Annotated in this window: 13 protein-coding genes; 11 read left to right on the top strand and 2 right to left on the bottom strand. The window is 60.9% G+C overall.

The annotated features are described in order from the left end of the window. The 6 genes from VHD36_13635 to VHD36_13610 all read left to right on the top strand — a co-directional run. The coding region (locus VHD36_13635) for an IS5/IS1182 family transposase (GenBank protein ID HVU88357.1) at window positions 1–126 on the top strand (126 nt) is incomplete at its 5' end. Between the two features lie 114 nt (window positions 127–240). Next, on the top strand, window positions 241–1,122 hold the full coding sequence (locus VHD36_13630; GenBank protein HVU88356.1) for an ankyrin repeat domain-containing protein: 882 nt from the start codon (window positions 241–243) through the stop codon (window positions 1,120–1,122). A gap of 3 nt (window positions 1,123–1,125) precedes the next feature. Further along, window positions 1,126–2,022 (top strand): hypothetical protein, encoded by an 897-nt coding sequence (locus tag VHD36_13625; GenBank protein ID HVU88355.1) that lies wholly within the window; start codon window positions 1,126–1,128, stop codon window positions 2,020–2,022. Between the two features lie 408 nt (window positions 2,023–2,430). After that, window positions 2,431–3,336 carry a PEP-CTERM sorting domain-containing protein gene (locus tag VHD36_13620; protein ID HVU88354.1) on the top strand — a complete coding sequence of 302 codons (906 nt, stop codon included), beginning with the start codon at window positions 2,431–2,433 and terminating at the stop codon, window positions 3,334–3,336. A gap of 60 nt (window positions 3,337–3,396) precedes the next feature. Beyond that, the gene (locus tag VHD36_13615) at window positions 3,397–4,377 is read left to right on the top strand and encodes a DUF1559 domain-containing protein (protein HVU88353.1); all 981 of its coding nucleotides are present in this window, start codon (window positions 3,397–3,399) and stop codon (window positions 4,375–4,377) included. 57 nt (window positions 4,378–4,434) lie between these two features. Beyond that, a complete protein-coding gene (locus VHD36_13610; GenBank protein HVU88352.1) occupies window positions 4,435–4,866 on the top strand; it encodes a hypothetical protein in 432 nt (143 codons plus the stop codon). A gap of 11 nt (window positions 4,867–4,877) precedes the next feature. Here VHD36_13610 and VHD36_13605 read toward each other — a convergent pair whose 3' ends face one another. Together VHD36_13605 and VHD36_13600 are read right to left on the bottom strand one after the other, a co-directional pair. Next, window positions 4,878–6,302 (bottom strand): NAD(P)(+) transhydrogenase (Re/Si-specific) subunit beta, encoded by a 1,425-nt coding sequence (locus VHD36_13605; protein ID HVU88351.1) that lies wholly within the window; start codon window positions 6,300–6,302, stop codon window positions 4,878–4,880. Continuing rightward, a complete protein-coding gene (locus VHD36_13600) occupies window positions 6,299–6,733 on the bottom strand; it encodes an NAD(P) transhydrogenase subunit alpha (protein ID HVU88350.1) in 435 nt (144 codons plus the stop codon). Before VHD36_13600 ends, VHD36_13605 begins: the two co-directional genes overlap by 4 nt. A gap of 469 nt (window positions 6,734–7,202) precedes the next feature. Here VHD36_13600 and VHD36_13595 point away from each other — a divergent pair, with 469 nt between their 5' ends. The 5 genes from VHD36_13595 (at window position 7,203) to VHD36_13575 (ending at window position 12,832) form a co-directional block, all read left to right on the top strand. Then, window positions 7,203–7,817: an aminodeoxychorismate/anthranilate synthase component II gene (locus VHD36_13595; GenBank protein HVU88349.1), complete on the top strand. Its 615-nt coding sequence runs from the start codon at window positions 7,203–7,205 to the stop codon at window positions 7,815–7,817. 196 nt (window positions 7,818–8,013) lie between these two features. After that, a complete protein-coding gene (gene glp, locus VHD36_13590) occupies window positions 8,014–9,267 on the top strand; it encodes a gephyrin-like molybdotransferase Glp (protein ID HVU88348.1) in 1,254 nt (417 codons plus the stop codon). Between the two features lie 341 nt (window positions 9,268–9,608). Continuing rightward, on the top strand, window positions 9,609–11,318 hold the full coding sequence (gene lnt, locus VHD36_13585) for an apolipoprotein N-acyltransferase (GenBank protein ID HVU88347.1): 1,710 nt from the start codon (window positions 9,609–9,611) through the stop codon (window positions 11,316–11,318). Window positions 11,319–11,730: 412 nt separating this feature from the next. Then, window positions 11,731–12,591: a hypothetical protein gene (locus VHD36_13580; GenBank protein ID HVU88346.1), complete on the top strand. Its 861-nt coding sequence runs from the start codon at window positions 11,731–11,733 to the stop codon at window positions 12,589–12,591. Next, window positions 12,569–12,832 carry a hypothetical protein gene (locus VHD36_13575; protein HVU88345.1) on the top strand — a complete coding sequence of 88 codons (264 nt, stop codon included), beginning with the start codon at window positions 12,569–12,571 and terminating at the stop codon, window positions 12,830–12,832. The genes VHD36_13580 and VHD36_13575 overlap by 23 nt, the downstream gene beginning before the upstream one ends. Window positions 12,833–12,886: the final 54 nt, after the last annotated feature.

The raw sequence follows: 12,886 nt of genomic DNA, 5'->3' as shown, positions 1-12,886 counted from the left end.
TGGCTCGTCCGCTACCGCCGCCACGCCCGCGACTACGAACGCAACACCGAAACCAGCGAGGCCATGATCTACATCGCCATGATCAACCTCATGTCACGCCCCCTGACCCGACACAAATACATTTGAAGACACGTTCTAAGGCGGCTGAAGCAAAAAAGGAATTGAAAGCAGACTTAGAGCGCGCGTCACAGAAACAGAATCCGCCACAGGCACCAACGCCGCCAATCATATTTGGCCAAAATGGAATATGATCGTCGCGAAAACCTCGTGCAGAACTTCCCCATTCTTGGGTTCTTGCACGATTCTGAGGAGCCGCCGCTTGATCGCCTGGCTATCGAAGAACTGGAACTTGTCCTAGGGGTTCTTCTGCCGGCCGATTACGTAGACTTCCTGTTAGCATTCAATGGCGGCCGCCTTGAGCCTTGGGCGCACTTCGACATGCCCCATCCCACGACATTCGTCAGCGGCGGCGCGCTTCCGGGGTTTTTTGGCGAACCGGGCAATGGTGTGAACGGCCTTGGCGCGTATTCCAAAATGTTTCGAGACCGGCTACCGGAAAACTACTTGGCGATTGCCGATGGCCCGTCTCAGGACCTTGTGGTTCTGAAGTTTCATAGTCCCAGGGAATTCGCTGGCGTCTGGTATTGGAACAGTTCGGCCTTCTGGATCTCTGAAGAAGAACAGAGCATGTACTGGGTTGCAGACACGTTCCATGGTTTTCTTAGAATGCTCACACCAGATGTTGCACTCCCCACGGAAACCACAGACGTCTACCAAGCCATTGAACAAAATGACAGCGATGCGGTCCGCCGATTTTTGTCCAAAGGCAGAGCGATCGAAGAGCGTAACGACCGCGGCTGGACGCTACTGACGTGTGCCGCACACTACGGCTATCCGCGCGTTGTGAAGCTTCTTCTGGAACACGGTGCCGACCCGCACGCTCGCGACCACAAAGGGAAGACGCCGCTGCATCATGCGGCTAAGGCTTCGCTCGACTGCGTGAAGCTGTTGCTCGCCGCCGGCGCTGACATCAAGGCCCGCGACAACGAAGGACACGGCGTCGTCGGAAACTGGTACTACCGCGCTGATAAATACCTGCGCGAGCACGGCGCTGAAGAGTGAGACATGGCACCCGAAGAAGCGGTTTACATTTGCAGTTGGTCCCAAACTGAGGAGGGCTTCGAAGTTTGGATCAAGTCGCGGCCCGACGTGCGCGCCAGCGGTCCGACTTCCGATGCCGCGATCGAGACGTTTCTCGAGGTGATCATAAAACGCGGCGGGGCGTATCACGCCGTTCTGGAGTTCGTTCCGCCACTGCCGGAATCAGACTTCGATCGACGCTACAGCCAACCTGCCATCGTCGCGCTCGGAAGTAACGACGGCTACGAGACCGACGAGCCGAAACGGATTCCTTTCGAGCCGCCCGAAGAGCGCGAAGTCCGTGAATCATGGTACGACGGTTTTTTCAAAGCGCCTTGTTGTCGAACATGCGGAACCCCGCAAGGACCCCGCAATCAACGGCCACTTCATCTGACGTACGCCCGAAACGATGCAGGTTCGTTATGGTTCCAGGGGGCAAGGCTACGGGTGTTCTCCGAAGACTTTCTCATGATGCTCTCCGGAGAGGAACATCGCCATCTGACGTTCCAGCCTGTCGAACGCAACAAGCGGTCGCGAAAGCGCTATTTCGAACTGCTCGGACCCTCCGGCGCGCCTAACGTAGCCATTCGTGGCCTGGACTTTTCGGGATGGCAGTGTGGATCATGCGGCACGCGCTGCTTCGGTTACTGGTCCGAAGCGGCGAGCATGATCCACTTTGTCGCCCGTGCCGACTTGCCTGATCCGCTACCCGAGGTGTTTACGATTGGTCCACTACACGATTTAGAATTGTGCGTGACGGCTGAGCGATGGTCGCGGATGGTCGGACAACGCGGCACGCGAGGCATGGTCTCGCTGCCCATCGGCGTGGTGCCCGACGAGGAAGTCGAACGCGAGCCAGAATTGCCGCCGCGCGAAGTCTAGTCGAAAAACACGATTCAAGCGGTGATCTACAATTTCGCCGGTTAGTCCTCAATGTTGCCTGGCGAGTTTTTCGCCACGCGTGATGATCTTTTCGTCGCGATCGCGCCGAAATGTCAATGGCTCGCGGTGAAACTCACAATCGTCGTTCGACGCGATTGACGAGGCTCGATAGCATTCCGATAATTCGACCCGTTCCTTCGGGCCCGTTCGGCCAAGTACAGACACTGCCGGAATCGCTATTGCAGTTGAAAGTCTCTCATCGCTGACCAGCACAGTTCGTCCTTGAACGAAGCTGGTCCAGCGCCCTCTTAGGACTTTCGTTCGCAACCTCATTCTGCACCCATGTGCGGTGCGCGGTTGCACTCCGTCCCTCGGTCAATTGACCATAGCCTCTTTTGAAAGCTGGGTATGAAGTTTATTGATATATCAAAGTTCAACAGAGTTGCCGTCGCGCTGGCCGTGATCGGCTATGTCTCGACGGCGGCGATCGCGGCACCCTTGTTGCATGACTACGAATTGAACGGCAACTACCTCGACTCACTAGGCGGACCCGCGATTACGCCGGAAGGGGGCACGATGACCGCGACCTATCACCAACTGACGCCCACGATCCCCGCCGTTCAGCTGAACAATAACAACAACGGATTGACACTCAACTCACCGGGCCTGACAGATCCCGGCGCCTACACGATTTACATGCGGCTCGACATGCAGGAACTGCGCTCGCAGCCGTACGATCGGGGATACATCAAACTGCTCGACTTCAAGGATGGTGGCTACGACGACATCGACCCGGGCAAGGGCTATACGTCGAACGTCTATTACGACAACGGGCTGTACGCCTACGAAGCCACCGCCGGCAGCGGCAAATCGTCGCTCGTCTTCTATGGCGATTCGGGCGGCTCGTCGCCGACGCCGGTCATTACCCAAAATCAATGGTTCGATCTAGTCGTCACGCGCGATGCAACTGGCGAATTCAAGGCGTACTCCGGGGCCACATTGCTCTTTAGCTTCAATGATGCGGCAGGAGACGCAGTCTTCGATCACGGAGACAACACGATGCGGTTCTACCAGGACGATCTGTTCACCTTCGACCCCGACCCCGCAAATCCGCACCGCGCCGATTACGAGTTCGGCGACGGCCGCATCGATTTCATTCGCATCTATGACGGCGCGCTAAGCGCCACGGAAATCGCCGCGATCGTGCCCGAGCCGGGCAGTTTACCCCTGCTCGCAGTCGGAGGGTTGGGCGTGTTTTTTCTCGCCAGGAAGTGCCGCACAACCGTGGCACCTTGCGCGACGACAGTTGCGTAACGCCAGGATCCGAAGCGCCACGCGAGTCCATCGAACTATTGGACGTTGAGGACTGACGTTATGCATCGACGAAAGCGCAACGGTTTGACCCTCGTCGAGTTGCTGGTCGTAATCGCTATCATCGGCCTCTTGATTGCCCTGCTATTGCCGGCGGTGCAGGCCGCGCGCGAGGCGGCGCGACGAGCGCATTGTCAGAATAATTTGAAGCAAATCGGCCTGGCAATTCTGGAACACGAAGGGACGCAGCGCGAATTGGTCCTGACGTTCTACAACCCGGGAGTCGTCCCCGGTTCGACGAGCCTGATGGGCCATATGCCCTATCTTTTGCCGTTTTTTGAGCAAGGCGCGCTCGCCGGCCAATACAACGTGCGTGTGAACTGCGACGAAACCGCGAACGATACGGTTGTAGGTCAGCAGTTGTCTGTCGTGCAGTGCCCCTCGACACCCGAGACCGATCGTACGGTTGCTGCCAATGTCACTCTTACGTATGCCGGCAATGCGCGGCCACCGTGGAACGCCGCCATGAGCGATTATGCCTGCGTTCGCGCGATGTATTTCGACGTCGGACCGCCTCAGGATCCTGCCGGCATCGGAGCCTTTGAACACTATTCGGCCGACTTTACGCAGCACACACGCGTCACGCTTCCCATGGTTCTCGACGGCGCATCACACACGATCGCTTATGCCGAGCGCGCAGGCATGCCAGACCGTTGGGTTTTGGGGAGTAGGCAGAATCCCACGATTCCGTTTTCCAAGACCTATGCCTGGTACGGGCCCTGGGGAGGGACTACTTCCTTCTGGCTGACCACCTTCGACACGACGGGTACGTCCATGCAAGCGAACGGCCCGTGCACGATCAATTGCGCCAATATCGGAACGCAATATAATGTCGGCGGGTTCTACGCGTTCCACCCCTCAGGCATGAACGCGCTGTTCCTGGACGGGTCGGTACGATTCATACAGGCAACGATTTCGCCACAGGTTCTACTTGCCATCGTCAGTCGCGCGTCGGGTGACAATGTTCTCGACGGTGACTTATAGTTTCGGACTTACCGTCCGTATTCGCGAAACATGATCGACATGCGAATCGTATGTCTGATGCTCGTGCCGGCGCTTGTCGCGTTCGGCTGTTCACGCGCAGAGCAAAGGCTTCCGACGCGGCACGTTGTCAAAGGAAGCGTCACCTACAACGGACAACCGTTGCAGGGGGCGACCGTCACTTTTTGGCCCATGCCCGTAGACACGCACGATTGGCGGGCAGTCCGACCGATCGCCATTGTCGACTCCGACGGAACGTTTGCACCGAACAGCTACAGTGAACGAGATGGGGCGGTTCCGGGTGACTATGCGGTGACGCTGATCTATCGCGCTTCACGCGCCTCCCCCGACGTCTTTCGGGGACGGTATGCCGATCCCGAAAAGCCTTTGCTGACCGTCATCGTGGGCGAAGGGGAAAACATTCTGCCGCCAATCAAGCTCGAAGGCCCGCCACTCGCGCGGATGCAAGCCGAACCAGATAGCGGCAACTGAGGCAAAGCCGCTTAGTGAATCCCCGAATCGCCGGCGAGCGCCTTCACCAGGTCGCCGACCACGCCCTTGGCGTCGCCAAAGAGCATCCACGTCGCATCGCCGTAGTACAGCTCGTTGTCGATGCCCGCGAAGCCTGGGTTTTTGCTGCGTTTGATGGCGAACACTGTCCGCGCCTTGTCCGCGTCGATGATCGGCATGCCATAGATGGGGCTTTTCTTGTCGTGCCGGGCGGCCGGGTTCACGATGTCGTTGGCCCCGATTACCAGCGCCACGTCGACCTGCGGCATCTCGGCGTTCACTTCGTCCATCTCGGCCAGATCGTTGTACGGAATCTCGGCCTCGGCCAGTAGCACATTCATATGTCCCGGCATGCGTCCGGCCACGGGATGGATGGCGAACTTGACGGTCGCCCCTTGTTTCTTCAGATAGTCGTACAGCTCGCGCACCTTGTGATGCGCCTGCGCGACGGCCATGCCATAGCCGGGCACGATCACCACGTTGCGGGCCATTTCCAAAATCTGCGCCGCCCCTTCGATCGATTCGCTCTTGTAGGCTTGTTGTTCGCCGCTGGCCACGGCCGCCTGCACCTGGCCAAACGCGCCGAAGAGGACGTTGAAGAACGACCGGTTCATCGCCCGGCACATGATGATCGACAGGATCAGGCCGCTCGAGCCGTCGAGTGCGCCGGCGGTGATCAACAGTTTGTTATCCAGCACGAAGCCCATCGCCACGGCCGACAGCCCGGCGTAGGAATTGAGAATCGAGATCACGGTCGGCATGTCGGCGCCGCCGATCGGAATAATCAGCAGCACGCCGAAGGCTAATGACAGCGCCGCCACGGTCAGAAACGCGGCCGACGACCACGCCTCGGCCGGATAGAGCACGAGCGCCAGGCCCAATAATGCCGCCAGCGCGAGCACGCCGATATTTCCGAAGTTTTGAAATGGATAAGTAACCGGCCGCTGCGGAATCCACTTCAACTCTTGCAGCTTGCCGGCCGCCATCAAACTGCCGGTGAACGTGATAAAGCCGAGAATCACCTCGGCCACAAGCGCCGCCATGCGAAAACCGGTCAGGCGTTCTAAACCTTCGCCGCGCATAACAAAATATTCGGCCGTTCCGACCAAACCGGTTGCCAGTCCGCCGAAGGCGTGCGAGAGCGCCGTGCGTTGCGGCACAGCCGTCAATGGGACACGCGAGAGCGGCACGCCCACGGCGAAGCCGGCCGCGATCGCGCCCATGATCCACAGTTGATGTTCTAGTTGTCCGAACGCCGCGGCCACTTCGATCCACGTGAACAGCACGGCCAGCACCATGCCGGCCACGCCGACCTGGACGCCGCGCCGGGCCGTCTTCGGATCGTTCATCCAATGCAACGACAACACGAACAGTGCCGTGGCGATGACGTAGGCAAGCTGGACGGCGGAGTGAATCATGTCGATTCTCCGCCGCCGGGCTGGCTGTGCTTGAACATCTTCAGCATGCGGTCGGTGATCAAGAATCCGCTGACGATGTTCGTCATCGAGGCAAAAAGCGCGATCGCGCCCAGCAAGCGAATCGGCGCCGGATAATTGGAGCCGGTAACGATGATCGAGCCGACCACCGCGATCGCCGAGATGGCGTTCGTCAGCGACATGAGCGGCGTATACAGAAGCCGCGATACGCGGCGAATCACGCCCAAGCCCACAAACGTGGCGAGCACGAAGACAAACAGCATCGACCAGTAGTCGAGCGCTGGGCGGGCATGTTCGGCGGCCGCGGAGGTCATGTCCGCGGCCATTGGCACGGCTTCTTCAGCGCCGGCAACCGTGACCAGGACAGCGATGATGATCGCCGGCAGTGCCCCCCACAATGCAGCCCCCCACAACCGATTAATCCTTCGTCTTGGCATGGGGCGCTCGAGATCCAATCGGCACAACAAGAACGGTGTCAGCCCAGGCCTAGAATGCCGCAAGGGGCGAGGACTGTCAAACGCGTGCGCCTCGCGGACAGATGACAAATCTGCAAGCAGAGTACCGCAACAAGATTGCTATAACGGGGATCTGTAGGGTGCCCTGTGGGCACCGTGCCGCGAGAACTTCGTTTGTGGTGCGCATAGCGCACCCTACGATTCCGGCCTCACAGAGGGCCGGCTACAGAAGACAGCTACGCTCGCCCGATTGCGTCATCCTGCCAGGGCTGCGGCCGTGTGGTAAACTTGGGACAACGCAGACAGGCGGGCCACTGCCAATTCGATCGCGGGCAGCACTCGACAGCCGGACAATTTGGCAGCGTGAGGCGCCCAAGGCACGAACCCGGCGACAGGCAGAGCTGTCCCCCCTCCTGAGCCGATTTGTATGATCCTGTTGATCGATAACTACGACTCGTTCACGTACAATCTCGTGCAGCGGCTGGGCGAGATCGACCCGTCGCTGGCGCTTGAGGTGCGCCGCAACGACCAGATCACGCTCGACGAGATCGCGGCCCTCGCTCCGTCGCATTTGATCGTTTCGCCCGGCCCGTGCACGCCCAGCGAGGCTGGCATCTCGGTCGAGTGCATTCAACGCTTCGCGTCGGAAATCCCCACGCTCGGCGTGTGTCTCGGGCATCAATCGATCGGCCAGGCATTCGGCGCCGAGATCGTCCGCGCCCGCCGCCTGATGCACGGCAAGACGGACCTCGTGTACCACGACGATCGCGGCTTGTTCGCGGGTCTGGAGAATCCCTTTCAGGCCACGCGCTATCACAGCCTGGTGATTCGCCCCGGCACGCTCTCCGACGAATTCGAGATGTGTGCCTGGTGCGATGGTCCCGACGGCGAAAAAGAAATTATGGGCATCCGCCACCGCAGCTACCCGCTACACGGATTGCAGTTCCATCCCGAAAGTTTTCTGACGCCGCGTGGCAGCGACATGCTGCGCGCGTTTTTGGCGATTCGTCGGCCGGTAGCTACCGTGGCACGCGGCAAGTAAGTCTCCCGGGTGGCACGGACAACTTGCTTGTCCGTGCTGCGAAGCAGCAAGAACCTTGACCTGGTTTATGCTGAAGCGCCTACGGCGCCCTGACAATGAGTTGTCAGGGCCACCCAGGCGACGCCATGCGAAAAATGTTCCGTGGCCCGCGACACCGTGAAATCCCGGCCTCACAGAGGCCGGCCATAGAAAACACATGCTTTCGGTCGACGAAGCCCTGGCACTCGTTCTCGCGCAATGCGTAACACTGCCACGACGCGAAATAGCGCTGGCCGAAGCCGATGGCGCGATCCTGGCCGAAGACGTGGCCAGCGATCTCGATTCGCCCCCTTACGACAAATCGGTCGTCGATGGCTACGCCATAATCGCCGAGGATCTGGCTTCGGGCGAGGCCTCGCTCGTGATCCTCGAAGAAGTCGTCGCTGGCGACGTGCCGACCGTTGCCGTGGAACGCGGCACGGCCACGCGCATCATGACCGGCGCCCCCATGCCGCCGGGCGCCGACGCCGTGGTCATGGTCGAACGCACCGAGCACCGGCCGCATGAATCGCAGCCGCAGGGTGCAACGTCGCTGGGGCGCGTGGTCATCCGCGACGCCGGCGTACGCGCCGGGCGAAATATCCTGCGTCGCGGCACATCGCTGCGCGCGGGCGACACTGTGCTGCGCGCCGGCACGCAATTGCGCGCTGCCGAGATCGGCCTGTTGGCCGAAGTGGGCCGCGTACGCATACAGGTCGCGTCCCGGCCGACCGTTGCCATCCTGCCGACCGGTAACGAGCTGATCGAACCGCATGAAACACCTGCGGCCGGACAGATACGCAACTCGAACGGACTATTACTCGCGTCGGCCGTGCGCGCAGACGGTGGCGATCCGGTGGTGTTGCCCATCGCGCGCGACAATGAATCCGACCTGCGCGAGAAAATCGCCCGCGGACTGGAAAACGATATGCTGATCCTGTCCGGCGGCGTGTCGGCCGGCGTACTGGACCTGGTCCCACGCGTGCTCGCCGATCTCGGCGTTGAACAAGTCTTCCACAAGCTAAACCTCAAGCCGGGCAAGCCTCTGTGGTTTGGCGTGGCACGCGGCCGCCACCGCCCGACCCTGGTCTTCGGCCTGCCCGGCAATCCGGTCAGCAGCTTTGTCTGTGCCGAATTGTTCGTACGCCCGGCGATTGACCATCTTTGCGGCCGCACGGGCGGCGGTCGGCAGTCGAAGACCGCGCGGCTGGAAACTGATTATCAGCAGCGCGGGGACCGCCACACCTTCTTGCCGGCCATTTATCGGGTCGGGAATGATGCGATCGCCCGGGTCGCCCCCGTCACATGGCACGGCTCGGCCGACCTGCGTGGGCTGACCGCGGCCAATGCGCTCGTTTCATTGCCCGCCGGCGATCGGCTCGTTAAAGCGGGCGAAAGCGTGACGGTCCGCCTGCTGGGCGACTCGCGTTAGGAGCGGGGCGTTCGCGCCCTCGGTCGCCGCAAGCTGACCTGGGCAAGATCGCCCGGCTGCCGTAGTCTGGAATCGGTGCGTTTCACCAGCCCGAAGCGCCAGCGAGGGGTTCGTCGTACCCGCAGTTCCGACAGCCATTGGTTTAAAAGCATGCTTATCGCCTAGGGCGAAAAGCATGCCACGCAGAAAGGCCCTCGCTTGCGCTTCGAGCTAGTGACCGAGGTCTCAAGTCCATGCCCGAGCATGGGTGCCCCTGGTGGGTTGACCACCAGTGCCTCGGATTCACGCTCGTGACATACGCACCGCAACGAAACAGCAGTGTCATCTAAGTAACTTAAAGCATGCCCAGCGTGAAGTCGCGCGAAAACGACGTTCGCAAGCCCGGCACGAGTCGACGCGCGTCGAACGCCTCGCGTCCAGAGCACGACGCACAAGACGCCCGCCGGCGCAGCGCGATCACGCTTGGCTGGGGATTGTTGGGAAGCTTGCTTCTCTGGTTGTCGCTACCGCCGGTTGGCTGGTGGCCTCTCGCCTGGATCGCGCCGGTGCCGTGGCTTGCGCTGGTTCGCCGCCGCGAGCTGCCAGGGCGCCGTCCTTATCCCGCGCTGTATCTGGCAGGCCTGGCGTTCTGGCTCGGCGCGCTGCACTGGCTGCGGCTGCCTCATCCCGAGACGAGCCTCGGCTGGATCGCACTATCGGGCTATCTCGGTTGCTACTTGCCTGTCTTCGTGGCGCTATCGCGCGTGGCGGTTCACGAGCTGCGCATTTCGATCCTTATCGCGGCCCCTGCGATCTGGGCCGGGTTGGAGCTCGCGCAGTCGCACCTGTTGACGGGCATCAATATCGCCACGCCCGGCCACAGCCAGTACCGCTGGATCGAACTGATTCAAATCAGCGACCTGGCCGGCGGCTATGGTGTGAGTTTCGTCATCATGTTCGTGGCCGCCTGCCTGGTACGGATGCTATCGATCGACGGCGCGCGGCGCGTGTTTTGGCCCCTCGTGGCGGCCGCCATGATGCTCGCCGCCACGCTCACCTACGGCCACTTTCGCATGGCCGGCGAGCATTTGCGTCCCGGTTTGAAGATCGCGCTCATCCAGGGCTCGATCGATTCGGAAATGAAGTCCGATCCCAAACAAGCGGAGAAAATTCACGAACAATACCTGGCCCTCTCGGATCGCGCGGTGCGCGAACACAGGGACCTCGACCTGATCGTCTGGCCCGAGACGATGTTCCGCGAGCCGCTGCGCAGCTACACGCCCGACGTGCGACCGCCCGAGGGTGTCGACTGGACGAAAGCCGACTTGCAGAGCGTGATCGACGATCTCGACCTGGCACTAGCGCACATGGCCGATCGCTACAAAGTGCCCATGCTCTTGGGCATGGACACGATCATCTACGGCGACCGAAACGTCGACCGCTACAACTCGGCCGTCCTCATCGACAAGGCGGGCCGCGTCGAAGATCGCTACGACAAGATGCGGCCCATCATGTTCGGCGAGTACATCCCCTTGGGCACGTACATCCCTTGGCTGTACAAGTTGACGCCGCTGGCCGACGGGCTCGATTGCGGAACAAGACCTAAATCGCTTTCGGTCGCCGGCGTGCGCATCGCGCCGAATATCTGCTTTGAAACCTTGCTCCCGCATTTCATTCGCGGCCAGGTCCAACAGCTGCGCGCCGAAGACGCCGAGCCGGACTTGCTCGTGAACCTGACCAATGACGGCTGGTTCTGGGGCTCGAGCGAATTGGATATGCACCTGATGTGCGGCGTCTTCCGCGCCGTCGAATGCCGTAAGCCCATGGTGATCGCGGCCAATACCGGCTTCTCGGCCGTGATCGACGCCGATGGCCGGATCCTGGCCCAGGGACCGCGCCGCGCGACCGACGTCCTGGCCTACGACGTCCAGCTCGATAGCCGCCGCAGTCCGTACGTGGCGTTCGGCGATTGGGGCGCCGGAATCTGCCTGCTGTTTGGCGTAGCCCTAGGCGCAGTAGGCATCTGGCGATCTCACGATCGGGCACGGAAGAGCTCTTCGGCGACCACCTAGCAGCCTGTTGAAAAAAGCCCTCGTGGCTTTTTTCAACCTCGCCAAGTGCGAAGCAAAGCTTCGCACGGCTCGCAAAATAACGACTTACGTCGATATTTTGCCATCGCATCCCTGCGATGTCGCAGCCGGTTGAGTTCTTCAACAGGCTGCTAGAGCACGATTGTGGCGATTCTAGCCCCGGGAGGAGTTCCCCATCCCTCCTAAATCGCCGTTTTTCGGGCAATCGTAATTGACTCGGGCGCAGACCCCCAGCTATTATGAAATCCTAGTCGTTTTGATCCTATCTCTTTGCCTGCACAGTTCTTCGGTTGCCGGCTCGACTTTCGCGCCCGCCGAGAACATGATGGAATTTCCAGGGCACGCTCGCGGTGCCTGACAACGGTCCAGCAGAGAGTCGTTTGAGGCTGCTTCGATGAACCTCGTCGGCAAAATCTTCGTCGTGCTCATCCTCTTGATGAGCTTCGTCTTCATGGGCTTTGCGGTCGCCGTTTACGCCACGCACCAGAATTGGGAACAGGTGGTCAACCGGCAAAAGAAGGACGCCATTGGCGGCCAGCCCGTAGGCCTGCGCATCCAGCGTGACGAAGCGCGTGCCGAGCGCGATCGGCTGGCGGCTGAAAAAGCCGCGGTGGAAGAACGCGCCAAGACCGAACTCGCGGCGCGCCAGGCCCGACTGGCTCAGCTCGAGACCGAGGCCAAGGAGCTGCGCACCGAGCATGACGCGCTCGTGAACGAGCACGCGACTCTGGTGCAGCGCGAGCGCGAAGCCGTAGCCACGATGGAGGCCACGCAACAAACGCTGGCTGCGATGCGCAAGGAGCTGGACGTTTTGCGTAGCGACATTCGCACGGCCCAGACCGAGCGCGACGAACAGTTCAAGGAATTCGTCAAGCTCACCGACGATTACAACCAGTCGCAAGGCGAACTGAAGCGCCTCAAGGCACAGACCATGACGCTGGCCGACCAGGTCGCCCGTTACGAGGCGACGGCCGCCCGGCTGAAGGTCGATTTGCGTCTTCCGCCCGAAGACGTGAAGCCGACGCTCGACGGACTGGTGCTGGCGGCGAACAAGGATGGCCTGGTCGAGATTTCGCTCGGCTCGGACGATGGGCTCGAGCGCGGCCATACGCTGGAAGTCTTCCGGGGCTCGCGCTACTTGGGCCGCATCGAAGTCTCGGTGACGCAGCCCGACAAGTCGGTCGCCAAGATTCTGCCGCAATTCCGCAAGGGCCCCATCGCGAAGGACGACCATGTCGCAACTCGGTTCAACTGAGCGCGGCCCGGGCATTCCGGTGCAGAAGCCTCGCCCCGACATCTACACGGTGCTTCTGGGCCTGTCGCTGACAGCGATCATCATCGCCATCATCATGCTGGTGTTGGAGCTGGGGCGTTACGGCTGGGACTACAAGGCCGCCAGCGTGCGGCTGTCGATGGCATCTCCGGCGCAGCAATCGCCGATGAATTTCCCGCACAAGTTCGACTCCTCGTGGAATGGAACCTCCACGTACATTTAACAGGCTTTGTATTTAGCCGCGTGTCAGCTAACAGCGCAACGGACGGCGTAGTCT

This window comes from Pirellulales bacterium (genome assembly GCA_035546535.1).
GTDB lineage: Bacteria > Planctomycetota > Planctomycetia > Pirellulales > JACPPG01 > JACPPG01.
Note: the sequence above shows the minus strand (reverse complement) of the source record. Positions and strands in the feature narration are given on the sequence as shown.